Below are 25,627 nucleotides of genomic sequence, written 5' to 3'. Positions count from 1 at the left end.
CGATTTACAAATCCGGAGAGAGGCATATCTATAGCGCCCCGAATGATGAGCCAACCATAGATGATGAAAGCAATTGTGATACCGATTGAAACAAAGGGTGTAATTGTAGCTATTGTTTTTGAGGAAAGATCCGTGACATATGTTTTTGTTATCTGATCAATTTTATTGAAAAGTTGCGTGAACACTGTAAAGTCCATGGAATTCCTCTTTAATGAATTTTCAACTTTTTATATGATTTTTAAGCATTTTTCGTTGATTTTTTTAGGATGGAATTAAATTTCATAGACCTTTTCAGTCTATGAGAAAGGACTGAATATTATACATTAACTTTTTCTTTTTTCGAGCATACAAGAAAAATAATACAACGAAATATTGTTACAAAAAGCTTTATCTAATAAATCTTATGGTAGGCATTTTCGTGTTTTTACTATTTAAAATTTTTATGTTATGTTTGTCCTTCTGCTGTTTGATAAGTGCATGTTCAGCGTTGCGTAAATGTGCGACCATTTGTAGTTTTGCTGTTTCATTTTGTAGCTTAGCGAGCATTCCAATTATATATGCTTGTAACTCAGCAATACTTTTTAGATCTTTTGTTGTCTTGATTTCATTTAATAGTTCTTCAATTTGCTGAAAACGATTATTTGCTTCTTCAAAAGTCTTTAAACTTACGGCTTTATCAGTGATAGCTGCATATTGGATACGATCGTTGATAAAACTGCTAGATTCATGGATAGAAATAGGAATTTCTTCTTCTTTTAAAATCTTTTTAAGTGATGTAGATAGCGCTGAAGATTCATTTCTATTGTAGAGCGTTTCTGGATTTTTGAGAAAAAAACTGCTGTGATCTGTTTGTGCACTTTTAAGTTTTTTAGTGTCGAATTTTTGGCTTCCCGTTATAGATTCGTGTATCTTTTTTGTTTCCTCAAGTTGTTTTTTTAGCATATCGAGAAGTTGGGCATCAGGTGGCGCTTTCTTTTGTTGTGGAGGTGTTTTCTTTGATGTTTTTGAACTCCCAAAAAAATTGGGCCACGTCGTTGGAATTGATGCCGACAAATCCGCTACTCCAGCGCCCCAAACCCAAGCCATTGCTGGGTTTGGAATCCCTAAAGTTATTACAACTACTATTGAAATGACCTTTTTTTTCATGTTTCCCTCCTGTCATTTTTTGCGTGCTGTAAGAAAATTGGTAACCATATTGCTGGATCATCACCAACTTCCGCGATAATGCTTTCGGCTAATTCTGCGTTATCAGGTGTACCTGATAATACCAAGAGCTCGTCACTAAAGTCGTGTTCGATGGTTTTTCCATCGCGTGTCAGATGGAATTTACCAAGATTCAGTTCTGCAAGTGCAGATTGATCGCCCTGCTTAATGAGGAATTGGCGACTAAACTCACCAAGTCCTTTAACGAGTTCAAATTCGGTATCTGTTAGTTTAAAGCCTTTTGTATAATCTTCATAGTTTGCTTTGGGGTTGGCTAGAAAAATGTAAGTTGCACACTGTTGAATGAGTGTTTTAGCAATATTACTTTCCAAGGCATCGCTAGGCTCTTGTGTTGCATAAACAAAAATACCATTTTGTTTACGGATAGTCTTTTGTTTATTTTTCGCTAAATCTTCAAAGTACGGATCTTGCAAAGGCTTCCAAAACTCATCAAAGATATACATAAATCGCTGTCCGCTAATCATGCCTTCTGTGCGGTAAAGCAAATACATCATCACTGGAGTGCGAGTTTCAAAATTATCTAAAAATTCCGTGATATCAAAGCCGTAAATTTGATGTGTTGAGAGATCAAGAGCATCATGGGGATTATCAAATAACCATCCATAATCACCACCTTCACACCATTTTAGTAAGCGAGCATGAACAGAAGGATGAGCATTATAATCACTTAAACGCGGATTTGGTAAAAATTGTACCAGAAAGGACAAACGACGGAGTGATTGGTCAATGTTACTGCTCATAACAGACATAACCGCTTTGTTAATTTCTTCCTCGTCGTGATGCGTGACCTCACCACCAGCTTCTGCCAATTTTTTAACAAATTGTTTCAGAAAAATAAGATTTTCTTGTGTGGGGGGGAGTTGGAAAGGATTGAAACCACTTCTCCTGCCTGGCTTGAATGTTAAATATTTTCCACCCATAGCCCGAATGGCAATTTCCATGCCACGATCTTTATCAAAAACAACAGTTGTCGGCCTAAATTTTTGTGCTTGTGCTAACAAAAAGCCGAGTAACACGGTTTTACCGGAACCAGATTGTCCGATAAGTGCGGTATTACCAAGTAAACGTTTATCTGTCGAGTCCTCTTCAAGTTTGGAGGCATGAAAATTGAAATAAAGCGGTGTTTTACTGATTGTTTTAAGAATTGTGACGGCTGGTCCCCATGGGTTGCCAGTGGGTTTTCCTGACATAAAATTATGAAAAGATGAAAATGATAAAAAGTTCAATGATGTAATCGGAGCAGGACGTGGTCTCCATTTCCAATTGCCAGGAAGTTGTGCCCAATAGCCAGCTTCTATCGCTAAGTCTACAGGTTTGGGCAGTACCGCAACGTCTAGTAATGCTGCACTCGCTTTGGCCATATGGTCGCGAACTTGTTGAATTGTATCACCATAGATAGTCAATGTGCAGTGATGTTCTCCCATGACAAAATGCCCACTGATAAGCTGGTTTAGTGCTTCGTCAATTTGTTCAATTTGGCTCGTTGCCACATCTCGTGCATCAATCAGATTACGCTGATGCCGTTGTAAATAGTCTTTAGCAGCATGTCGGGAGAGCACCGAAAAGCTCTGCGTCAATACGAACTCGAAGTCACTTTCCAACAAAACATTTAATTGTCCTGGTTTTGTTGTTGCATCATATTCTTTAATTTCCAGCATTCCAAATCGACGCATTCCACTAGTTGTTCGCAGTTCACCAAGAGCACCCCATTTTGAGAAAAAAGGTCGATTGATAGACATATAGTCAGCAAAACGGTCATGACAAATTGGCATAGGGCGATATTCGCCATTGACAAGCATTCCAAGGAACTCAAGTGCAGAAGAATAAGCATGCCCATTTTTTTCGTAAGCACCAAGAAGTTCTGCACCGTAACGATTTAAAGATTGCCCTAAAGTACGGTTGATGTCATTGAGTTCTTTGATACATGAATCTTGTCGCATCTTTTTTTGATCAAGCGTTTCACGTTCATGTTGAGAAAAGAACGACATAATTTTATCCGCTATCGGTTGAAAAATGATAGTCAGATATAAATCATTGACCATCAAATTATAACCAGTAAAGCTTTGTCGATATTTTTCATCAAGTTGATAGCAAAACATTTGATCAAATGTTGAATCAGGATATTCATAAACACGACGGCGCACAATATGCGTCCAAAATGATAAATTAGCCGATGCAATACCCCGTAGAGTATTGTTAAGCTCTTTTATCCATTGAAAAATATCATCTTCTGAAGCACTTTGATGCGAGCGTCCGTCAATCTTCCAAATCGATAAATATTCTGCATTTTTAGTAGAGATAATCGTATCTGTAATGTGATGTGAATAAGGAAGGAACAGACTTACAGGTGTCTCTGATATAAGACGTTTGCTGCTTTCAACAGCTGTCATACTTATCTCCTTTTATTATAATTAGAGGGACTATAACTTGATGCACCCCAAAAACCTTTATTGCGATTACGAAATTTGGTATCAATCCATAACCACCAGATACGAAACGCTTTATCATCGTTTTTGGTAATTTGCGCCATAATAAACCATAATGGTGGCGCTATAATCCACAAAAAGATATTTATTGTCATAGCAATAACAGCAACCATCATAAGCATAACAATAAACGGCATCATGGGGACACCCCATATAGTTGGAACACGTGTTGCTCCCTTGAATAAGGGAAAATTTTTTTCTTGCGATTTCATGGGATGTTCTCGTCACTGGAGGTGAAATAATATGTGGCTAATATAGAAAGCTGCACCAGCAATAATGACACTAAATGCCCATCGGATAAATGTAGCTCTTGCGATGATGCGAAATATATAAATAAGCAAAAGTAATAAAAGAATGATAGCAGCAACGACAGGAATAATTATACTTAATCCATATTGCATCCCTATGAAAACATCTAAACTCTTTGTTTCCGTCTGAGCATATGCAGATTGAGTTATTAATAACATAACTGAAGTGATAACAATAGCACTAATCTTACATACTTTTGATTGGAGCGTATTTAATTGCTTCATATCTTTTATCCCCTTTTAATTAAAGTTGCTATAAATAATATTCCTTTTTTCGTAGTATGAGCGACATTATTACTGGTAAAAATCTATAATCGACGAATATTAAAAACATTACGTATTATACTAATTTATGGTTTACCTGTAAATAGCATTGTAGCAAGTTGGGTTGCTGAACCTGCGATGACAACACCGATTGCCCATCGTATAAATGTATCCCTTTCAATGTAGCGTCCTGCGTAACCAATTGCTAAACATAAAAGTATAACAGCAGCAGCAACAGGAATAATATCAATAAGGTCTTTTTTCAGAGCCTCTAAAGCTTTTCCAGCATGCTCTATTTTTGCATATGCAGGATGCGTTATAAAAAACGCAGTTATAGTTGCAGAAATTGCAATGATTCTGTTGTTATTTTTTGATTGGAGATTAATTAGTTTTTGCATACTGTACTCTTATTAAATTTTTATGAATGCTTTGTATTTCTATCATAGACGGAATAGAACTTTGCTATGTTAATAATTATTAGATGAGTTTTTACATTAAAAACGTTTTGTATTATAACTACTTATGGATTACCTGTAAATAGCATTGTAGCAAGTTGGCTTGCTGAGCCAGCAATGATAACACCGACTGCCCATCGTATAAATGTATCCCTTTCAATGTAGCGTCCTGCATAACCAATTGCTAAGCACAAAAGTATAACAGCAGCAGCAACAGGAATAATATTTTTAACAAGATCATCCTGCAGAGCCTTTAAAGCTTTACTAGCATTCTCTATTTTTGCATGTGCGGGATGCGTTATAAAAAACGAAATTATAGTTGCAGAAATTGCAGCAATTCTGTTATTATTATTTAATTTGAGGCTAATTAATTTTCGCATATTTCTCTCATTAAGATTTAAATAATATTTTTATATGTTGCCATAGTTAATTTCAAACTGTACCTGTGAATAACAGCTTAGAAAGTTGAGCTGCTGAACCAGCTATAATAACACCGATTGCCCACCGTATAAATGTATCTCTTCCGATGTAGCGCCCTGCGTAACCAATCGCTAAGCACAAAAGTATAACAGCAGCAGCAACAGGAATAATATGAGTAGTAAGATCCGTTTGTAGAGCTGTTAAAGCATCTTTAGCTTTTAAAGTTTGCGCTTGGGAATGTACAGGATGAGCCATAAAAAATATAACTACAGCTGCAGAAATTGCTGCGACTTTGTTGTTACTTTTTGGTTGAAGGTTAATTAATTTTCGCATATTTCTCTCATTAAGATTATAAATAACATTTTGTATTATAGTTGTCATCTTTAATTTTAATTAACTACACCTGTGAATAACAGCTTAGCAAGCTGGGTTGCTGATCCAGCAATGATAACACCGACTGCCCATCGTATAAATGTATCCCTTTCAATGTAGCGCCCTGCGTAACCAATCGCTAAGCATAAAAGTATAACAGCAGCAGCAACAGGAATAATATTTTTAACAAGATCATCCTGCAGAGCATTTAAAGCAGTTTGTGCATTTTGTAATTTTACTTGAGCATACACAGGATTGCTAATAAAAAATGCAGTTATAGCCGCAGAAATTGTGATAATTTGATTATTATTTTTCTGGAAATTAGTTAATTTTCTCATATTTAGTTTCATTGATTTATCATAAATATTTTTCTACGAAATAAGAAACAATTTCACTGATGCGTAATGAAGGCATTGAAATCCAAAGTTTCTTTTACAAAAAATATTTCATATTCCAAAAGATTTATACAGTTTTAAATAATAAATTGGCAAGTTCAGCTGCTGAACCTGCGATAACAACACCGATTGCCCACCGTACGAATGTATCTTTTCCGATGTAGCGTCCTGCATAACCAATTGCTAAGCATAAAAGTATAACGGCAGCAGCAAGAGGGATAATCACCTTCAAGTCTGTTTGGAGTGCCTCTAAAGCAGTTTTTGCAGGAGTTAAAACTACTGCTTGGGCTAACACAGGATTCGCCACAAAAAATACAGTTAAGGCTGCAGAGGTTTTAGTAATTTTATTTCGAATTATTGTTTGAAGAATTTTTGATTGTTTCATACTGTTTATCTCAATTTAGATTTCTCTTTAGAATAAAAAGACATTTTATACTGCATGACTTTAATAGTCATTTTCATGGGTTTTGGAACAACATTTTAGCAAGTTCAGCTGCTGAACCAGCGATAACGACACCGATTGCCCACCGTACGAATGTATCTTTTCCGATGTAGCGTCCTGCATAACCAATTGCTAAGCACAAAAGTATAACAGCAGCAGCAATGGGGATAATATCTTTCAAGTCTTTTTGGAGATTAGTTAAAGCTTTGTTGGCAGGCTCTAAAACTACTGCTTGGGCTAACACAGGATTGGCCATAAAAAATACAGCTAAAGCTGCAGAGGTTTTAGTTATTTTATTCCGAATTATTGTTTGAAGAATTTTTGATTGTTTCATACTGTTTATCTCAATTTAGTTTCTTTAGAATAAAAAGAAATTTTATACTGCATGACTTTAATAGTCATTTTCATGGGCCTTGGAACAACATTTTAGCAAGTTCAGCTGCTGAACCAGCGATAACGACCCCGATTGCCCACCGTACAAATGTATCTTTTCCGATGTAGCGCCCTGCATAACCAATTGCTAAGCACAAAAGTATCACAGCAGCAGCAATAGGGATAAGTAGCTTTAAGTCATCTCGGAGTTTTCCTAAAGCACCTTTTGCAGTTGTTAATTGTTGAGCATATACAGGATTGGCCATAAAAAATACAGTTAAAGCTGCAGAGATTGCCGTAATTTTATTATTATCGTTCAATTGAAAATTGATTAATTTTTTCATATTGTTCAACCTTATCACATTGTATTAGGCGTAAGTAGTTTTTCCATAAAATTAGGGAATAATTTTATTGATGTGCAATAAAAGTATTAAAGTCTAAAATTCTTTTTTCACGAATAAACATTTCGTATTTAATATATTTATCAGTTCGGTTTAAATAATAAACCAGCAAGTTCAGCTGCTGAACCAGCGATAACGACACCAATTGCCCACCGTACAAATGTGTCTTTTCCGATGTAGCGCCCTGCATAACCAATTGCTAAGCACAAAAGTATAACGGCAGCAGCAATGGGGATAATATCTTTCAAGTCTTTTTGGAGCGCTTTTAAAGCGTTGTCTGCAGGAGTTAAAACTACTGCTTGGGCTAACACAGGATTGGCCATAAAAAATACAGTTAAAGCTGCAGAGACTTTAGTAGTTTTATTTCTAATTATTGTTTGAAGGGTATTTGATTGTTTCATATTGTTTATCTCAATTTAGATTACAGTTAGATAAATAATTTCTTTTTTCGATATAGTTTTTATTGTGCTAAATAAAAACACAGAAATCTAATCTTCTTATTTCCTAAAAGAAATATTTTATGTCTAAAATATTTATCAGTTTGGTTTAAATAATAAATTGGCAAGTTCAGCTGCTGAACCAGCGATAACGACCCCGATTGCCCATCGTACGAATGTATCTTTTCCGATATAGCGCCCTGCATAAGCAATTGCTAAGCACAAAAGTATTACGGCAGCAGCAAGAGGGATAATCGCTTTTAAATCTTTTTGGAGTTCCTCTAAAGCTTTTTTTGCAGTACTTAAACCTGCTGCTTGGACACATGTAGGATTTGTCATAAAAAACACAGTTAAAGCTGCAGAAAATGCAGCAATTTTATTACGAGCTGTTGTGTGAAGAATATTTAATTGTTTCATGTCCTTTATCCTGATTAAGATTAAAACTCCCACAAATGACCCCTCGTTCATGAAGAAACTTAAAAAGATATTTTGGATCAGCCCAAGTTCTTAGTTTTCCTCTTTGTGTAAGTAACGTATATTTATCTGGCTTTCCGGTGATTGGATCGTCGGAAATAAACGTGAAATACCATTCTCTTTCTGAAAGCATCACGACTGTAATCTCACGTGCTGCTTTTTGACTAAATGCTATATCAACGCTGTTTTGTTCTATCATTTTCATTATCTTTGCCCTCAACTAGAAGAGATTTTGTTCAATCTTACTAATTAGAGCTTTAACATTTTCTTATCTACCTTTCATTATAATATCCTATCAAATTTCTGGAGTTTCGTGAAAATATCAGTCCTCACTCTAGCAATCTTCTCGATGAAGAAAAATCTTCAGCTGAAAAAGCATCGTGGGCGCTACTTTCTTTATGTGTAAATACATCTTCTTCTCCTTTTGAAGAGAGAGAAAGAGAATCTACTTTAGTTGTCTGTTCTGGTTCTTCTTTTTTAAGTTTTACAGGCTCCTGCAAGTCTTCATTTCCTCGTACAGCAGCTTTTACTCCAATATATGAAGTAACTTTTTGCATGCGGGTGTGGTTTGAGTTTTCTGTATTGTAAAAATTCAGCACAGACTGCAAAGTCGCTTTTTCAAAGATGCACTTTGATGTTGTTTGTTCATAGCAGTAAGTTAAAGCACTTTGTGCAGCTGTAAGATTTCTGCAAAAATCAAATGCATCAAAAAGAGAAAACAATTTCACATTTCCAACATCAATTTGCCCTAAAATTATGTTAAAATTATGTTTATTCTGTTCAGCTGTTGCGATTGTTTCCTTAAGCTGAGATGATTGATAGAACAAGTTATCTTTATCATCTGTTACATAGACATTGTCCCGCGCTTCTTGTTCGGCAACAACTGAAAATGCTATGGGGGGCGTATTGGATATGTATGCAGCAGCAAAAAATGTGAAATCTGGAACAATCATTAGCAATACACCTTATTATGAAGAATTTTATTAATACAAATGCTAATTCTTTGTGGTGCTTTTTCTCGTTGTCTTTTGATTGTATAAATTTGTAGAACCAGACTGTTTAGCTTAGAATATTCCTTGTGATTATTGCTTTGTTCTCTTCTAAGAAGATTTCTAATATATGCGAATATCCAACCAACAAGATAAAAGTGTTGAATAAAATAGAGCACATTACGCCAACCAATATTATTGGAATCACGAAAAAAGGCGCTGCTTTTAAAAAATAATAATCTTTGATACTGTATTGAAGCTGCTTGTTTTATATAATTCTCTAGTTGCAAAAATTTTTTCAAAAAAAATTTATACGAAGTAAAAAGCCGTTGTGTGTAAGGGGAGGTTTTACTGTTATAATGAACTACACTATCATTATACAGAGAGGGCTTGTTCTTTGTTGCGTATTGCCATAATTTATAGAGTGACGATTTATATTTACTTTTGACTACTGATTCATGAGAGTCAGAGAGGTGTGATGGTGTTTGAGCACTGCATTTAGTAGTTCCAGTAATTGAACTGAAAAAAGATGCAGTGGTGGTAGTTGATATACCAATAAACAGTTCTTTGTGGCTCAAAGCACATCTCCGTCAAAGTGATATATGTATCGTAATTTTAATTTCGATAATAAATGGACAGAAATTGTCTATAATTGTGTTTAAAATATGGCAAAAAGAAATTCTTTTTTGCAAGGGGAGTAATTAAGGTGAATGATCTCAAGAATATGAATTTTGATGAGCTACAAGAGATGCGTACACAAATCGATGTGGAATTAAAAAAACGGCAAGCAAAGGAAAAGCAAAATGCGCGACGAAAAATTCTTGAAATTGCTAATGCCCATGGAATTGATATCGCTGATCTTGTGAGCAAAGAGCGCCATTATAGAAATCCCAATAACCAATGGGAATTATGGAATGGGCGTGGACGTAGACCTAAGTGGATTAAAGAGTGGTTGGAGAATGGGTATACACTTGATGAACTCGAAGTAACGTAACACGTGTGCGATATTTAAAAGATAAGGGAATACTAAGGAATGTAAATGCAAGAAGTATGCTCTTTTGGGTAATTTGATTGTATAAACATACTGAACAAATATATTAAAGTATTGAGTTACCAAATACAACAATAGGGAGCGTGAACAAATTTATTTAAATGCAAAAGGTCTTGTTGTCATAATCTGGCAAGCATAATGATGATGCTAGGTTGAAATATTGTAATTGCTTTTGGCATTTGAGAGAGGGGGGTATTTTACTTCTTTTTATCGTTTCATTAACGTTGCTCTTTTTAGTCTATGTAAATAAAGAGTTTTATTGATTATTTACAAAAATGGTCGAAATGAGAATAATTTATTGCATAGGGATTTTAACTCAATATGTAAAATGATAATTTTATCAATTAATATGTTAATAAATTAGCATACTTATATTTTTGAAATACTGTTCTGTAGAACAAGCCTGATGTTATAGATTTTGTTTGGGCTTTTTTCTGTAAGATTATATATGAGGCATTTACTTTATTTATCGTTAGTTGAGATGAGTGAGTGTGTAGAAAATGGAAAATTTCTATGGCTGTTATGGGTTTTATAGAATTTATGACATATTTCTGAGCGTTTGTGATTAAAATTCATTTATGAGCGTTTATGAATAATGAATAAAGAGTGTATTTGAAAATAAAAGGATTGGATCATTTCTATTGCGGTTTATCTTCTTTTATGGTGTGAAATAGGGGGGGGTATGCAGGTTTACAATTGTGTGTGATGGTGTAGAGTACGGAACACTTTAATTATATATCAGAATATTTTTCCTAAAATCATGTGGTATTCCACAATAAGTTAAAGGGTTTGTCTGAGAAACAGAATACTCCAAACGCAATACATTTGTGTTGCCAATTCACGCGCTTTTTTAAAGAAAATTTTTCAAATACAACTAAGCTTATTTTACGGCGCTTCTCGTGAATAGTATAACGTAAAAGTTCCTATGATCATATAAGATCCATTGTAGTCCACCATTTTTTACTTCAATAAAAAATATAAGCTGGCGTCATTATACACTTTACTCGCCTCCAATGTTGCTAAAGCCCTTAGTACTTGAGAGGGGGAGGCTTTTATTGCTTTGTTTAATTGTTTTTATTTATACGACACTCTCGCTTGTGATGTGTAAGCGAATGATTTTGATTGCTTCAACATGAGAGAGATTTGAAATAAGAGTATTTTATGATCTTCAGCTTTCTCATTCAATATGAGAATAATGAATTATTATTATAAATAAAAGTGTTGTGTGTTAGAAAAGTCTTATTTATTTTGTTATGTTGTGAAATGTTTTTTTGAGGTGTGGAGGTATAAGGCAACTTTTTTGAGACATTTTTTTCAGTGCGTGGTGAATATTCTTAGAATGTAGCTTGCTTGTCGAGTCTTATGTGAAGTGAAATATGGGAGGAGGAAGTCAAGAGAGAATTACTCGACAGGAATCTGGTTTGTAAACAGATTGGATGAGATAGGAGTTTTTTGTTCTTTGAAGGAGAGAGGTAAAGGTTGTAGAATGGTATGAATTTTTTCTTAAAGTGGGAAGCCTTGTAGAAGACGTGGGGCATTTGGAGTGAGTCCGGCAGCTTCTTGAATGAAGTATTTTTTTATTTTGGGCGCTTGATTAATGATTCCAAGGCCGGTATCGCGGAGCATCCGTAAAAGAAGGCTATCATTAGAAAAGAGTTTATTAAGCCAATCATTGCTTAAAGCCATACGGACGATTTCAAAACGTCTCCAGCTTTGATAGCGCTCTAAAGCAGTGAGAGAGCCAATGTCAAGGCCTAGACGTGCTGTTTCAATAATCACTTCAGCGAGGGCAGCGCTATCGCGTAATCCTAAATTGAGTCCTTGTCCTGCAATGGGGTGGATGGTATGGGCGGCATCACCAACGAGAGCAAAACGTGGTTTAACGCATTGACGTGTTAAAGAAAGACTCAAAGGAAAAGCTTGACGTTCGCCATCCCAAGAGAGTTTGCCTAATCGATGGCCAATGCGTCTTTCGAGTTCTGCTTCAAAAATAAGTTCATCAGCTTTGAGATAATATTGCGCAGTTTTATGACCTTCATTCCACACAATGGCGGATCGGTTGCCTTTGAGAGGGAGAAGAGCAAAAGGACCGGCAGGTAAAAAATGTTGAATTGCTTGACCATTATGAGGTTTTTCATGTTCAACTGTGCAGATGATTGCTGTTTGTTTATAGGTATGAGAAAAGTTTTTAAGACCTGCTTTTGGGCGTAATTTCGAATGGGCTCCGTCAGCTGCAATAAGCAATTTTGTTTGCCAAACCTCTTCATTATTTAAATTGACAGTTGTATGCTGGTCTTCTTGATGAAAATCAATGACACGCGTGTTTGCAATAACAGGGATATTGAGATCTTTGACACGTTTTTTTAAAGTGTTGATGAGCTCTCTATGCTCTACCATAGCAGCAAAGGGCTCACCAGGGTTAATGTCGCCTTCAAAGGTTAAAAGAGTGGGTTTGACAGGATCACTTGTGCTTGTATCTGTGATGATCATTGAATGAATGGGTTGCGCATAGGGTTTTATAGGTTCCCAACATTGTAATTGTTTTAACATACGAATAGAAGCAGCAGCAAGGGCAATGGTTCGTATGTTAGAAGCAGGGGTATTTCCTTGTGGAGCAGCATCAACGATTTTTATTTTCAGATTAGGGGCTGTTTGTTTGAGTGCTATCGCTAGAGTTAAACCGACAGCCGCTCCTCCTGCAATGAGCAGATCACATTGTTTCGTTTTATGAGATTTTATTTTTTTATTGGGTTGTACGTCTTTATTGCGATTAGAACACACAATACTTCTTCCATTGTTTATAGTTTGCTTTCTTTTAAAAAGAATATCTTTTTACATTGCCTAACATATCTTAACTTTTACTTTTCTCTCTGCTTTATAAAACGAGGTTTCTTTTTGGCACCAATCCGATGACAGATTGGTTTTTCAGAGTTCTTCTGCTTAATCATTTATGTGACTCATTTTGCAGATTTATCGGATAAGCTTTTTTTGAATATCCTCTTCAATTCTTTTTACACTTGGTTGATAAAAAAGAAAACTAAAAATAAACAAAGGTGGTCGTGTATTTTTTAAGTTGTATGAGTTATTTTAGTATGCCTGTCTTGAAGAGGGACATTTAGTTAGTATGATGATAAAAATTGTGTTCATTCGTGATGGTTAAAACAGTATTCATATTTTGCTGTTATCATGATGTAGCTTGAAAAACATCATCTGTTTAGGAAGGTGCTGTAGCACCTATGTAACACTTTACACATGAGGTATTTTGGGTTGATCGTGTGATAAATATTCAGGAAAAGCTTTTTATCTGCCTTATGAAGGATTGTCTCTTAGGGTGGTGGTATATGAATGATATGAAGTGGTTAGAAGGTAGAACGCGCTAGATAAGAAGTCGGATTGTTTACAGGCTATTTGTTTACAGATCGGTACAGAGTTTAAGCTTCATCTTTTTTTAATAGAGAGAGGGAGTTATAACTCTTTAAAATATGAAAGTTTTGTATTTGGAATTGATAGATGCACCGAAGTTCTTCTCCGTATGATTCATTAGAAGTGCGAAATTCTCAAGGTTCGCGTCTTATTGAGATGTTTTTACGTCAGATAGGGGTATTTATTGGGCTTGGGCTTTTGGGCTTTATTATTTTTTGTGTGTTTGCTTTGGCGACGTGGAATGTTGCGGACCCATCTTTAACCCATGCAAGTACAAATGAGGTTACAAACCTTATGGGGTGGATGGGGGCAATTTTTTCAGATTTTATTATGCAGTTTTTTGGCTTGGCAAGTCTTGCTGTTTTGTTGCCGCCGTTATTTTGGTCTTTTCTCTTGTTGGCGCAAAAGAATATCTACAATTTGACTTTTCGCTTTTTTTTATGGGTGCTATCAACGATTTGTTTTTTAATTGCTTTTGCTCTTATGTCACCTGTTGCTTCTTTTACTTATTGGCCATTGCCAATGGGATTGGGAGGGGTTTTAGGAGATAAAGTTTTAAGTGTCGCTTCTTCAGTCTTTCCTCTTTTTCTTTCTCCTCCTTACACGGTGTTTTTCAGTGTTGTTTTTATTCTTTTAGGGTTTTTTACTGCTGCTTTTGCTGGCAATGTGATATGGCGGCGTCGAACAAAGAAAAGAAAAGAAAAAAGTATTCCAAAAGACGAAATCGTTAATCCAGTTTTTGAGTTGGAAGAAGATACGGAATATGCCGCAGAGGATGAACGTGAAAATCATGGTTTTTTTGCGACAACTTGCGGCGCTTTTTTACATCTTTTTTATTTTTTACAAGCGCGTTTTTTTCGTTTGTTCTGTTTCAAAAGGCGTTTTCAAAGTAAAGGGCAAGGAAAGTCATTTGATCGGATTGAGCCAACTTTTTTGGGTGAAAAAGTAAAGTGTGAGGAAAATCAAAATAAAGCCTATGTTTCTCCTGCTAAAAATCGAAAGTCTTTAACAGCTTCTTTAAATGGTGGTTTTGTTCTTCCTCTTGTAGATTATCTTTCGGTTCCACCGCCGTCTGTTAGGGATGCAAAACTTTCTCCTGCTGTTTTAAGAGCAAATTCTCAGGAACTTGAAGGGGTTTTGTTAGATTTTGGGGTCAAGGGGCAAATTATTGATGCTTGTCCTGGACCGGTGGTAACTTTGTATGAATTTGAACCGGCTGCTGGCATTAAGTCCTCCCGTATCATTGGTTTGGCAGATGATATTGCACGCTCAATGCGTGCGATTTCGGCGCGTGTTGCGGTGGTTCCAGGACGCAATGTGATTGGAATAGAATTGCCTAATGCAAAGCGTGAGATGGTTTATTTACGAGAAATGTTGCAGGCGCAAGAATTTATTGACAGCAAAGCAAAGCTAGGACTTGCTTTGGGTAAGACAATCGGGGGAGAAGCTGTTATTGCAGATTTAGCAAAAATGCCCCATCTTTTGGTTGCTGGTACAACAGGATCGGGAAAGTCTGTTGCTATCAATACAATGATTTTATCATTGCTTTATCGTATGACACCTGAACAATGTCGTCTCATTATGGTGGACCCGAAAATGCTTGAGCTTTCGGTTTATGATGGCATTCCCCATTTATTAACACCCGTGGTGACAGATCCTAAAAAAGCCGTGATTGCTTTAAAGTGGGCTGTTCGTGAAATGGAAGAGCGCTATAGTAAAATGTCAAAACTAGGCGTTCGTAATATTGATGGGTTTAATGCACGTCTTAGGGAAGCTGCAAGTCAGGGAGAGACAATGGTGCGGACAATTCAAGTTGGATTTGATCGCGAGACCGGTGAGCCTCTTTATGAAACGGAAACACTTGATTTTAGTCCTATGCCCTATATTGTTGTCATTATTGATGAAATGGCTGATTTGATGATGGTTGCTGGGAAAGATATTGAAGGAGCGGTTCAACGTTTAGCACAAATGGCACGTGCTGCCGGTATCCATGTAATTATGGCGACACAGCGTCCTTCCGTCGATGTTATTACTGGGACGATCAAAGCCAATTTTCCTACACGTATTTCTTTTTCTGTGAGTTCAAAAATTGATAGCCGAACAATTTTAGGCGAACAGGGGGCCGAGCAATTATTGGGACAAGGAGATATGCTCTTTATGATGGGAGGAGGACGTATTCAGCGTGTGCATGGGCCTTTTGTTGCGGATGATGAAGTGGAGCAGGTTGTTGCGCATCTCAAAGAGCAAGCACGACCTGATTATTTAGAAACAATTACGCAAGAAGTTGAAGAGGATGGTGCTGATGTTTCTTTGTCTTCTCCTTCAGAAGATGATCCCTATAGTCAAGCTGTTGCTATTGTGCTTCGTGATCGTAAGGCTTCAACCTCTTATATTCAACGCCGTTTAGGCATTGGTTATAACCGCGCTGCGACATTGATTGAGAGGATGGAAGAAGAAGGTATTATTAGTCCAGCAAATCACGCAGGGAAACGAGAAATTTTAGTGCCGGCTGAAGAAGAACGCTTTTGAAAAATATTTATAGTTGTTTTTTATAATACCTTGTAAAACAAGTGTTTATCCTATTGTATCGTAGAAAGTCTGCATTTTCATATACCAGCTCTCAATTTGCGATAGCTCCTTGGTACTTGAGACTCCTTATAAGGGGATTCTTTATCTTATATAACTTTTATCCATACACCAACCTTGCTTGTAACGTGCAAGCAAATGATTTGAATTGATTCAATATGAGAGAGTATGTGATGAGAGAATCTTATTGTCTTTGGCGTTATGATTTAAGTTAAAAAGATAAATTATTATAAATCAATATCTTGGTATAAAATAATGTCATTGCGAGTGTAGAGGGGGGTAAAAGCATGTAAGGTTTGGTATTTAAGTGTCTTTTTAAGTGCGCTCTAAATATTTAGGGCAAGGCTGATCTGTCGAGTCTTAATATAAATGAATTATATGGGGTGGGAAGCTAAGTGAAATTTGCTAAACTCCAAACTGTTTACAGAGTGGTTCGGATGAAGATTTTTATTCTTTTGGGTGGGAAGGAAGTCAAAAAAGCATTTTTGACACTTAAAAGAGCTTTCAGGTTCGCGAGTAATATGTTTAGTCCTTAATCCATTATGTATTGACTATAATTTATGTTGCTTCATAGATTAGGGGTGGGAAAGAATATATTATGCGTTTAGAAAATCAGCAGAAAAGCAGGAAAATTTGATGATTTCGGAAACATAAACGCAGACTGGTTATTTGGAAACGATACCGAAAGAGATCGCAAGAAATAAAGAGGGATGTTTCTTTAGCAGATGATTCCTATTGTCAAGCTGTTGTTATTGTGCTTCGTGATCGTAAGGCTTCGACTTCTTATATTCAATGTCGTTTAGGCATTGGTTATAACTGTGCTACAACATTGATTGAAAGGATGGAAGAAGAAGGCATCATTAGTCCAGTAAATGATATGGGTAAGCAAAAAGTTTTGGAGACTGTCGAAGAAGAATACTCTTGAAAATCTTTTGATATTTTTTTCAAACAATATCTTTATCTTATAAAGATAGGTATTTATTCGTCGTTGATCACTTAAGTTATGAATTATAAAGTTAATTAAGTATTGCTTGGGAGCATTTTTTATGAAAACGTCTTTTTTACCGCAAAGAAGAATCTTTGGGTTGGTGGGAATTATTATCTTTTGGTGTTTAACTTTTCCTGTTTTTTCGCAAGTATCTAATAAAGTGATAAAGGCGCAAAATGTTGTGAATCACTTTGCGGCAATCAAAACAATGACAGGTGATTTTATTCAGTTTAGTCCAAAGGGAAAAATGTCTCAGGGGACATTTTATTTAGAGCGTCCAGGGAAAATTCGTTTCATTTACAAAAAAATGCCTTTACAAATTATTGCAGATGGCCAATTTGTGGGTATTAACAATCGGGCTTTGAATACTTGGAACTTTTCACAACTTTCGCAAACGCCAATGAAGTTTTTGTTGGATGATAAAATTGATGTATCTTCTGGGCGCTTGTTGGCATTTCGCGAAGATCCAGGGGCTGTGACGATTGTTCTGCGTGATAAAACGATTGGGGCAGGGCAAATAAGGATGGTTTTTGATTCTAAAGGCTCTGCTTTGCGGCAGTGGACAATTGTTGACCAACAAAATTTGGAAACTACTGTGCAGGTTATGAATGTGCGGACAGACGTCCGGTTCGCTAATGGGATGTTCACGCTTCCTTCGAAGAAATGAAGAAAGAGTGTTACGTTATTTGGATTAAAACAAATGTTCTTTCGTATTGCGACTTGGAATATTAATTCTATTCGTTTGCGTCTTGCACAGGTTTTTCAGTATTTGGAACTCTTTTCCGCAGATGTTTTGTGTCTACAGGAAACAAAATGTCCAGATGCTTTATTTCCAGTGGAGGCTTTTGAAGCAGCGGGTTATAAGCATATCGCATTGAGTGGACAAAAATCTTATAACGGGGTGGCTATTGTTTCTCGTTTGCCTTTTAAAAAGGTAGAAAAACGTTTTTTTTGTCAAAACCAAGATTGCCGGTATATCTCAGTTATTGTGGAAGCCCATGGGAGAAGCTTGCGGATTCATAATTTTTATGTTCCTGCTGGGGGAGATATCCCTGATGCTGATGTGAATGAAAAATTTCGTCATAAGCTTGATTTTTTAGAAGAAATGTCTTCCATTCGTGCGGATCACGGCGATGGTCTTTCTTCTCTTTTGGTGGGAGATTTAAATATTGCTCCTTTGGCAGAGGATGTTTGGTCTCATCAGCAATTGTTGAAGGTTGTAAGCCATACTCCCATTGAAACCGAGCGTTTACAGGATTTGTGTTGTCAAGGTGGATGGGTTGATCTGATGCGGTTGCATATTCCTGTTCCTACCAAGCTTTACACATGGTGGAGTTATCGTGCTCGCGATTGGGCATTTACCGATTATGGGCGGCGGCTTGATCATGTTTGGTCTTCTCAAGATTTAGCACCTTTTGTTGTAGATCTTTCTATTTTTCGTGATGCGCGCGGATGGGAACGTCCTTCAGATCATATTCCTGTGCAAACTGTATTTGATTTTTCACGTCAAGTTTGAAATAAGAGGTAAATAAAGTATTAATATTCAATAATGATTCTGAAAGAATGCGGGAGACTGGATGTATATCAGAAATCTCAAATGGGGCGCTTCTCGTGGATTATTTTCTAGTGTCTTGTTGTGTTTGCTTTTGTCAGGATGTATGGTTGGTCCTAATTACCAGAAAACATCTTTTCGTGTTCCAGCAGTTTGGGGAGAAAAATCTGCACAGACTGCAGGGCAGTCCGTTGCGCTTGCCGGATGGTGGCGGCATTTGAATGACCCTGTTCTAGATGCGTTAATGGATTATGCTATTTCTGGAAATAATAATGTTGCTGTTGCCAAAGCTCGGGTACGTGAGGCGCGTGCAGGTTTAGGGCAGGTTGTGGGAACTCTTTTGCCAAATGTGTCCAATTCAATTTCAGGAACCCGTAGTCGTTCTGGACAGTCTGATGCATTGTTAAACCAGTATAGTAGTGGTTTTGATGCAAGCTGGGAGCTGGATTTTTTTGGTGGGCATAAACGTGCGGTTGAAGCAGCGCGTTATGGCCTTGATGCGGCTGTGGAAGATATGCGTGCTACCATGGTGACATTACTAGGAGATGTGGCAACAAATTATGTGCAAATGCGTGGTTGGCAACAAAAGTTGTTTATTGTGCGGCAAATTGCTGTCTCACAACGTAAAACTTATGAACTGATGCGCGCTAGATTAACAGCTGGTGATGTTTCTGAGCTTGATGTTTCAAATGCGCAAGCGCAGATGGCAAATACAGAGGCAGATATATCACAGATGGAAGCGAATGTAGCAATGAGCGTTCATCGCCTCTCTGTCTTAACTGGTCGTGTGCCTACGGCATTGAAGGATCTTTTACAAAAAAATGCTAAGCATGCAAAGATTCCACAACCACGCTGGCCGATACCAGCAGGAATTCCAGCTGATATTTTGTTAACACGTCCGGATTTACGACGGGCAGAGCGTCAATATGCGCAAGCGACAGCACGGATTGGTCAACGTGAAGCAGATCGTTATCCATCACTTACTTTAACAGGTAATATTTCAACAGCAGCAACGGCAATTGATCAATTATGGAAAAATTCAACGATTGGCTGGTCTTTTGGACCTGGTCTTCGTTTTCCTCTTTTTAATGGAGGTCAGGTCGAGGCTTCTATTGCGGTAGCGCGCGCGCAGCGTGATCAAGCTTTTATTACTTATCGAGCTGCTGTGTTGGAAGCTTTAGAAGATGTAGAAAATGCGCTTGTAAGATTAACGAAGGAACATCAACGCTTAGAAAAGCTAATCGTTGCGAATAAAGCTTCTCTTCATTCCTTAAAACTTTCACGGAGCCTTTTTGAGAATGGAAATACTAGTTTTCTTGAATTGTTAAATGCTGATCGCTCTTATTATTCTGCACAAATGGCGCTTAAAGATAGCCGTGTTTCTTTGGTTACGCAATATATCACGTTGATGAAAGCATTGGGGGGAGGCTGGGATGGCGTTGTTGATGTATCGCGTCCAGAAGTCGTTGATAATGCACCTCGTTCGCGTGCAAAGGTAGGGAAATGAAAAAAAACTTACTCAAAAATTTCATTACAAAACATAAAAAACTTTCCTTCTTTTTAACTGCTATATTTCTCATTCTCTTGTTGTTATGGTTACGTTCTGTTTTTTTTGGAACATCTACTCCAACTTATATAACAGCGGTGGTGAAGCGTGGGGATATTGAGGAAAGTGTTTTAGCTTCTGGTCTTGTACGTCCTTACCGGTTGGTGGCTGTTGGTGCGCGTGCAACAGGGCGTGTGGTGTCAATGCGTGTTTCCCCTGGGAGTGTTGTGAAAGAAGGCGATCTCTTGGCAGAAATTGATCCTACAGATCAGGAAAATGATTTAAAAAGAAAAAAAGCAGCATTATCGCATTATTATGCGAATTTGGTAGAACAAGAAGCCTATCTTTCTCTTGCACAGAAAAATTTAGAGCGTCAGAAAAAAATGATCGAAACACGTGCGATTTCACGGGCGAACCTCGATGAGGCTGCGACACAGGTGAAAATACGCGAGGCGCAAATTGAACAACTTCGTCAGCAGATTGTGCAAGCACAAATTGATGTGGAGAGTGCAGAGGTTAATTTAGGTTATACACGCATCACTGCCCCTTCAGCGGGAACGGTTTTGGCAACAGTTGTGGAAGAAGGGCAGAATGTGAATGCGGTTCAGTCGGCGCCAACAATTGTTATTTTGGGTGATTTATCAAAGATGACGATCAAGGCGCAAATCTCAGAAGCAGATATTCTTAAAGTCCGAGCTGGACAACCACTTTATTTTACAGTTTTAGGTAATTCACAGCGTCGTTATGAAGGCGTTTTAGAAAAAGTAGAGCCGGCTCCTGAAGCAATTCGTGCTGATGTGAGTATTAATCCTGGTATGGTGAGTGGTTCTAGTGCTTTAATATCATCGGCTATCTATTACAATGGAATTCTACATGTTGATAATGCGGACAATTTTTTGCGAACCTATATGACTGCTCAAGTTCATATTATCTTAGGGCGCGCGCAGAATGTCTTGTTGGTTCCAAGTGATGCTTTACGCGATGAGACAAGAGAGCGTAAAGCATGGGTTTCTGTTTTGGTGGGGGAAAATAAGGTGGTTACTAAACAGGTGAGTGTTGGGTTGAATAATAAGGTTATGGCAGAGATTATTTCAGGACTTAACGAGGGTGATGTCGTCATCACCAGTTCGTCTGATGGAGTGATGCCAGAGTCTTCTAACATGCATAGCGAAGACGAGAGTTAAAGCATGAGCACAAATCAAGCAGATGCTGTCTTCGTCTTGGAAAATATTGTGCGCAAATTTCCTGCGGGCGAAACGTTTGTTACCGTTTTGAAAAACATCAATCTTACCATTAAACGTGGTGAAATGGTGGCAATTGTAGGTGCTTCCGGTTCAGGTAAATCTACCTTGATGAATATTTTAGGCTGTCTTGATCGTCCAACTTCTGGCCGTTATTGGATCTCTGGTAAAGAAACAGCTTCTCTTTCTGCGGATGAATTGTCGGCTTTACGACGTAATCATTTTGGTTTTATTTTTCAGCGCTACCATTTGTTGAATGAATTGACAGCTCTTGGTAATGTTGAAATTCCGGCTATTTATGCGGGATGTGCCGTGGAAGCAAGAAAAAAGCGTGCACAGGATCTTTTAACGCGTTTGGGCATGGGTGATCGGATAAATCATCGTCCAAATCAGCTTTCCGGTGGTCAGCAACAACGTGTTTCTATTGCTCGGGCGCTCATGAATAATGCGGAGGTCATTCTTGCAGATGAACCAACTGGTGCATTGGACAAAAAGAGTGGGCAAGAAGTATTGCATATTTTGGATGAACTTCATCAAGAAGGGCGTACTATTATCATTGTAACCCATGATATGCAGGTGGCTGAAAGAGCAGAGCGTATTATCGAAATCAGTGATGGGGAAATTATTGCTGATAAGCGGTCAAGGGTTGCAAAAACAAAAGTTGGTAGAAAATCTCTTCAGGAACAACAAAATCTAAAAGGCCAACAAAAACTGGGCTTTTTTCGTTCTTTTTTTGAGCGATTCCGTGAGGCGTTTGTGATGGCTCTGTTGGCAATGAATGCACATCGTATGCGGACTTTTCTAACAATGCTTGGGGTGATTATCGGTATTGGGGCGATTATTGCTATGGTGGCTTTAGGGAATGGTACACGAGAGAAAATTTTGGAAAATTTTAAAAGTTTGGGTACTAATACATTAACCATTTTTCCTGGTAAAAGTTTTTCTGATCCACAAGCAGAAAAAATAACCAGTTTGGTTGAAGCTGATGCAGAAGCCTTGTCTGGATTACCTTATGTTTCTGGTGTAACACCACAGATTTCAGCAAGCTCGAAAGTGCGTTTTGGTGCAGTTGAAGTTAATGCCGTCATTGCGGGGGTGGGAGAACAATTTTTTCAGACACAGGGGCTCAAAGTTTTCAAAGGACAGTTTTTTGATCAAAAAAGTGTCCATGATCGGGCGGTTGATCTCGTGATCGAGAAAGAAGCATTGTCTGTTCTTTTCCCCCATAGCTATGAAAGCCCCCTTGGAAAGGTGGTGCATGTGGGGAATGTTCCAGCGCGTATTATTGGTGTTGTTGATTCGCAAAATAATGCAAGTGGAGATACATCAAATACGTTACAGCTTTATTTGCCCTATACAACAGTGCAGACACGTTTTCTTGGCACAACAGAAGTTCGTGCAATTACTGTTAGAATTGCTGATGATATTGATTCACATTTAGCGGAGACCATGATAAAACGTTTTCTCATTATGCGGCATGGTGGGGAGGACTTTTTCATTAGAAATTCTGAATTCTTCCGTGAACGTGTTATGGAGAGTACAAATATTTTAACACTTTTAATTTCTTCAATTGCAGCTATTTCCCTGATTGTGGGGGGTATTGGGGTGATGAATATTATGTTGGTCACTGTTTCTGAGCGGATCAATGAAATCGGCGTGCGTATGGCAGTTGGTGCACGGCAAAGTGATATTTTACAGCAATTTCTCATTGAAGCGATTTTGGTTTGTGTGATTGGTGGTGGTTTGGGGATCTTGCTTGGGCTTTCTATCGGTGGCTTATTTCTTCTGTTTAAGGCGCCTATCCATTTGGTTTATACTATTGAATCGATCATTATGTCTCTTACTTTTTCAACACTCATTGGAATATGTTTTGGCTTTTCTCCAGCGCGGCAAGCTTCACGGCTTGACCCTGTTGTCGCTCTTTCACGCGATTAAGCTTTATCAATTGGGTCATGTTTGTTCGTGATGCTTTCCACTTGGATGAAGCGTTTATGAAGCGAAACATGAATGGGAAAAGTTTGGCATTATTTGCTGCTCTATTTTAGAAAACGCTTTGTTTATTAAGTGGAGCATACCACTAGAGGTGAACGTTTCTTATAGCACACCACATCATGTGAGATATGATAGGCATATAAGCCTTCTTGAGGCATTGAATGTTTTGAGAATGCATAATGAATATTTTTAAATCTTTCTTGTCGAGTCTTATGGAAGTAAATCCTATTAAGGAGAAGTTAAATGGAACCCGTTAGAATGAGATTGCTTGCAGACTGAATTTTGTTAAAAATCTTCGTCTTCTGAGATATGAAGAGGAGAACAAATGAAATAGATTGCGCGACGGTTCTTAAGATTTAATTTAAAAAGAGGCGGGGAAGTGAATAGTGTATCTGCTAACAAACAAAAGAACAAAAAAGAAGGTTGATGCCAAAAACAGCTTAAACCTCCATTCTTCCAAAAAAATGAACTGGTATCGAGATAGCTGAGAAGTTTAAGAGGTTTCGTTTAGTATTTTTAAGATTTTCGGAAAAGAGGTTATGAGTATTTCTCACTTTTGGTTTTGCAGAGGGTGGTGCAAATTATAGGTGTTTAGGTTTATGCAAATAAATTATGATTGTGCTCAAGTTTTAAAATGTGACCTAAGACACAGCCATTTTCTGTTCCTTTATGCGAGTAACTTAGCTTTCTTTAGAATATTTTGTTTAAGGCATCGCTTTTTTCTGCCTTATCTCATGATTTTGGAGCTGAAGGATAAACAAGCCATTTGAGTTTCTAGGGTAAGGATGCCGTCAGATACTCGGTAGGGGGGCGTGATCTTAAGAACTAATACCGTGAAATGCGGGTTTAATTTAATGGTTTTGGTGAGGAAGACAAAAAGTTTGAGAGGCGGATAGCTTCTTATTTTGAATGATGTATCAATGAAAAGGGCTTTCATTTATTGAAAAAGAATAAGCTCATATTCAGCAGGTGTGAGATGAAGTAAGAGAACATCGTAATACCAAGCTGCAGTTATGCTGCTAAAGAACATAATGGCGCTAGTGATGAGCAATGGTATGTCTAGTTGGTATGGTGGTTATTCTCCCTCCTGCTACAAGTCCGATACAGAGCGCCATTGGTTTGCACATTCACGGGCTTGTTTTAAAGAGACATCTCTTAAGGCACCCAATCCCATTTCACGACGGCGCTCGTGAATGGTACAACGGTAAATCCATTGAGCACCTCCATCTTTACGCTTATGAAGTAACAAGCCGGCACCATCATTATATTTGCCAGCTCGTGGGTGTTGCGATAGACCTTGCATTAAGACGGTTCATAAGAGCCATTTTTAGTCATTTCTTGTACAGTTTTTATCCACACACTCATCCCGCTTGTGATGTGCAAGTAAGTGGTTTTAGTTGATTCAATAGAGAACAGATTTGAAATGAGAGAATCTGATGATATTGAGAGCTCTCATTCAAGTTGTAGCGTAATAAAATTTCATTATAAATCAATATGTTGTATGTAATAAAGCACCTTAGGCAGTGAGGTCACTAAAATTATGACGCATGAGCTTTAGCGGCAGTGATGAATATTCTCAGGCAGGGGTTTTCTTGTCGAGCTTTATGTGAGTAAACCATATAAATGGGGAAGCTGAGAGGAACCTGTCCAGAGAAAGTGAACTGTTTACAAATCGTTGCTGATAGGAATCATCGTCCTTTGAGATGTTGAGAGGAAATCACAATTCTTATGAAATCTGTCTTTTGAGGTGTTCTGATATTGAAGTGAGCAGGTGGAACGCGTTAGACAAGAAGCTGAGTTATTATTGTTTACAGATCAATAGAGTTTAAAAATTTTCGTTCTTTTTCTGGGAGGAAACCAGACAAAAAGTGATCTTAGAGAGCAAAATGATTTCAAAAAAGATTGCGATAAAAAACGTGGGGTATTTGTAGCTGTGTGCGTTTTGAGCTTATTCCTATCTGTGATCTAAAATGCTCTTAAGAAGATGCTTTTTAGAATAAGAGATTGTTACTAATATATTGACTTATAATGATAGTTTAACATTCTCTCTGTTGAATGAGAAATCTAACTATCATAAATTTTCTCATTTTAAATCTATTAAAATTACTTCTTTGCATGTCATATGAGATTGGTATGTTTGTGTTTAAGAAAGGCGTAATGCATGCCTCTTACCAATCATCCCAAGAGGCTTGAGCTATCGTAATACTTG

Annotated in this window: 24 protein-coding genes and 3 pseudogenes; 8 read left to right on the top strand and 19 right to left on the bottom strand. The window is 37.5% G+C overall.

The window, feature by feature from the left end; all coding sequences use genetic code 11:
- The 17 genes and pseudogenes from PVV63_RS02860 to PVV63_RS02780 all read right to left on the bottom strand — a co-directional run.
- Positions 1-197: pseudogene (locus PVV63_RS02860) on the bottom strand (trwi protein); the annotation flags it as partial.
- 190 nt (positions 198-387) lie between these two features.
- Entirely contained in the window at positions 388-1,146 is a 759-nt protein-coding gene (locus PVV63_RS02855) for a type IV secretion system protein (RefSeq protein WP_273790549.1), read from the bottom strand.
- Entirely contained in the window at positions 1,143-3,614 is a 2,472-nt protein-coding gene (locus PVV63_RS02850) for a VirB4 family type IV secretion/conjugal transfer ATPase (RefSeq protein WP_273790548.1), read from the bottom strand. The genes PVV63_RS02855 and PVV63_RS02850 overlap by 4 nt, the downstream gene beginning before the upstream one ends.
- Before the next feature lie 2 nt (positions 3,615-3,616).
- A complete protein-coding gene (locus tag PVV63_RS02845) occupies positions 3,617-3,922 on the bottom strand; it encodes a type IV secretion system protein VirB3 (protein ID WP_273790547.1) in 306 nt (101 codons plus the stop codon).
- Positions 3,923-3,934: 12 nt separating this feature from the next.
- The gene (locus PVV63_RS02840; RefSeq protein ID WP_273790546.1) at positions 3,935-4,243 is read right to left on the bottom strand and encodes a conjugal transfer protein; all 309 of its coding nucleotides are present in this window, start codon (positions 4,241-4,243) and stop codon (positions 3,935-3,937) included.
- Positions 4,244-4,368: 125 nt separating this feature from the next.
- The gene (gene trwL, locus PVV63_RS02835; protein ID WP_273790545.1) at positions 4,369-4,680 is read right to left on the bottom strand and encodes a VirB2 family type IV secretion system major pilin TrwL; all 312 of its coding nucleotides are present in this window, start codon (positions 4,678-4,680) and stop codon (positions 4,369-4,371) included.
- Positions 4,681-4,802: 122 nt separating this feature from the next.
- A complete protein-coding gene (gene trwL / locus PVV63_RS02830) occupies positions 4,803-5,117 on the bottom strand; it encodes a VirB2 family type IV secretion system major pilin TrwL (RefSeq protein ID WP_273790544.1) in 315 nt (104 codons plus the stop codon).
- A 52-nt stretch (positions 5,118-5,169) separates the two neighbouring features.
- Complete coding sequence (trwL, locus tag PVV63_RS02825) at positions 5,170-5,490, bottom strand: VirB2 family type IV secretion system major pilin TrwL (protein ID WP_273790543.1); 321 nt, start codon at positions 5,488-5,490, stop codon at positions 5,170-5,172.
- Between the two features lie 56 nt (positions 5,491-5,546).
- Positions 5,547-5,867, bottom strand: coding sequence for a VirB2 family type IV secretion system major pilin TrwL (trwL, locus tag PVV63_RS02820; protein ID WP_273790542.1), 321 nt, complete (start codon positions 5,865-5,867; stop codon positions 5,547-5,549).
- A 124-nt stretch (positions 5,868-5,991) separates the two neighbouring features.
- Positions 5,992-6,309, bottom strand: a complete 318-nt coding sequence (gene trwL / locus PVV63_RS02815; RefSeq protein WP_273790541.1) for a VirB2 family type IV secretion system major pilin TrwL — start codon at positions 6,307-6,309, stop codon at positions 5,992-5,994.
- A 73-nt stretch (positions 6,310-6,382) separates the two neighbouring features.
- Positions 6,383-6,700, bottom strand: coding sequence for a VirB2 family type IV secretion system major pilin TrwL (gene trwL, locus PVV63_RS02810; RefSeq protein ID WP_273790540.1), 318 nt, complete (start codon positions 6,698-6,700; stop codon positions 6,383-6,385).
- Positions 6,701-6,770: 70 nt separating this feature from the next.
- Entirely contained in the window at positions 6,771-7,082 is a 312-nt protein-coding gene (trwL, locus tag PVV63_RS02805) for a VirB2 family type IV secretion system major pilin TrwL (protein ID WP_273790539.1), read from the bottom strand.
- 140 nt (positions 7,083-7,222) lie between these two features.
- Positions 7,223-7,540, bottom strand: a complete 318-nt coding sequence (trwL, locus tag PVV63_RS02800; protein WP_273790538.1) for a VirB2 family type IV secretion system major pilin TrwL — start codon at positions 7,538-7,540, stop codon at positions 7,223-7,225.
- 135 nt (positions 7,541-7,675) lie between these two features.
- The gene (gene trwL, locus PVV63_RS02795) at positions 7,676-7,993 is read right to left on the bottom strand and encodes a VirB2 family type IV secretion system major pilin TrwL (protein ID WP_273790537.1); all 318 of its coding nucleotides are present in this window, start codon (positions 7,991-7,993) and stop codon (positions 7,676-7,678) included.
- Positions 7,956-8,255, bottom strand: a complete 300-nt coding sequence (korA, locus tag PVV63_RS02790) for a KorA family transcriptional regulator (RefSeq protein WP_273790536.1) — start codon at positions 8,253-8,255, stop codon at positions 7,956-7,958. The genes trwL (PVV63_RS02795) and korA overlap by 38 nt, the downstream gene beginning before the upstream one ends.
- A gap of 124 nt (positions 8,256-8,379) precedes the next feature.
- A complete protein-coding gene (locus PVV63_RS02785) occupies positions 8,380-9,003 on the bottom strand; it encodes a TrwN protein (RefSeq protein ID WP_273790535.1) in 624 nt (207 codons plus the stop codon).
- A complete protein-coding gene (locus PVV63_RS02780; protein WP_273790534.1) occupies positions 9,003-9,617 on the bottom strand; it encodes a hypothetical protein in 615 nt (204 codons plus the stop codon). The genes PVV63_RS02785 and PVV63_RS02780 overlap by 1 nt, the downstream gene beginning before the upstream one ends.
- A 128-nt stretch (positions 9,618-9,745) precedes the next feature.
- Here PVV63_RS02780 and PVV63_RS02775 point away from each other — a divergent pair, with 128 nt between their 5' ends.
- Complete coding sequence (locus tag PVV63_RS02775) at positions 9,746-10,033, top strand: H-NS family nucleoid-associated regulatory protein (protein ID WP_015857007.1); 288 nt, start codon at positions 9,746-9,748, stop codon at positions 10,031-10,033.
- 1,560 nt (positions 10,034-11,593) lie between these two features.
- Here PVV63_RS02775 and PVV63_RS02770 read toward each other — a convergent pair.
- Positions 11,594-12,871, bottom strand: a complete 1,278-nt coding sequence (locus tag PVV63_RS02770; protein WP_273790533.1) for a ubiquinone biosynthesis hydroxylase — start codon at positions 12,869-12,871, stop codon at positions 11,594-11,596.
- Between the two features lie 729 nt (positions 12,872-13,600).
- Between PVV63_RS02770 and PVV63_RS02765 the strand changes: the two genes are divergently transcribed.
- From PVV63_RS02765 to PVV63_RS02735, 7 genes and pseudogenes are all read left to right on the top strand, one after another.
- Positions 13,601-16,042, top strand: a complete 2,442-nt coding sequence (locus PVV63_RS02765) for a DNA translocase FtsK 4TM domain-containing protein (RefSeq protein WP_273790532.1) — start codon at positions 13,601-13,603, stop codon at positions 16,040-16,042.
- Between the two features lie 723 nt (positions 16,043-16,765).
- Positions 16,766-17,024, top strand: a pseudogene (locus tag PVV63_RS10350) (DNA translocase FtsK); the annotation flags it as partial.
- Between the two features lie 121 nt (positions 17,025-17,145).
- The gene (locus tag PVV63_RS02755; RefSeq protein ID WP_273790530.1) at positions 17,146-17,754 is read left to right on the top strand and encodes an outer-membrane lipoprotein carrier protein LolA; all 609 of its coding nucleotides are present in this window, start codon (positions 17,146-17,148) and stop codon (positions 17,752-17,754) included.
- 33 nt (positions 17,755-17,787) lie between these two features.
- A complete protein-coding gene (locus PVV63_RS02750) occupies positions 17,788-18,603 on the top strand; it encodes an exodeoxyribonuclease III (protein ID WP_273790529.1) in 816 nt (271 codons plus the stop codon).
- 61 nt (positions 18,604-18,664) lie between these two features.
- Complete coding sequence (locus tag PVV63_RS02745) at positions 18,665-20,146, top strand: efflux transporter outer membrane subunit (protein WP_273790528.1); 1,482 nt, start codon at positions 18,665-18,667, stop codon at positions 20,144-20,146.
- On the top strand, positions 20,143-21,369 hold the full coding sequence (locus tag PVV63_RS02740) for an efflux RND transporter periplasmic adaptor subunit (RefSeq protein WP_273790527.1): 1,227 nt from the start codon (positions 20,143-20,145) through the stop codon (positions 21,367-21,369). Before PVV63_RS02745 ends, PVV63_RS02740 begins: the two co-directional genes overlap by 4 nt.
- A 3-nt stretch (positions 21,370-21,372) precedes the next feature.
- On the top strand, positions 21,373-23,361 hold the full coding sequence (locus tag PVV63_RS02735; RefSeq protein WP_273790526.1) for a MacB family efflux pump subunit: 1,989 nt from the start codon (positions 21,373-21,375) through the stop codon (positions 23,359-23,361).
- A gap of 1,159 nt (positions 23,362-24,520) precedes the next feature.
- Here PVV63_RS02735 and PVV63_RS02730 read toward each other — a convergent pair.
- Positions 24,521-24,743 (bottom strand): annotated as a pseudogene (locus PVV63_RS02730) (Arm DNA-binding domain-containing protein); the annotation flags it as partial.
- Between the last annotated feature and the right edge of the window lie 884 nt (positions 24,744-25,627).

The organism is Bartonella sp. CM31XJBT (genome assembly GCF_028618555.1).
Taxonomy (GTDB): domain Bacteria; phylum Pseudomonadota; class Alphaproteobacteria; order Rhizobiales; family Rhizobiaceae; genus Bartonella.
Note: the sequence above shows the minus strand (reverse complement) of the source record. Positions and strands in the feature narration are given on the sequence as shown.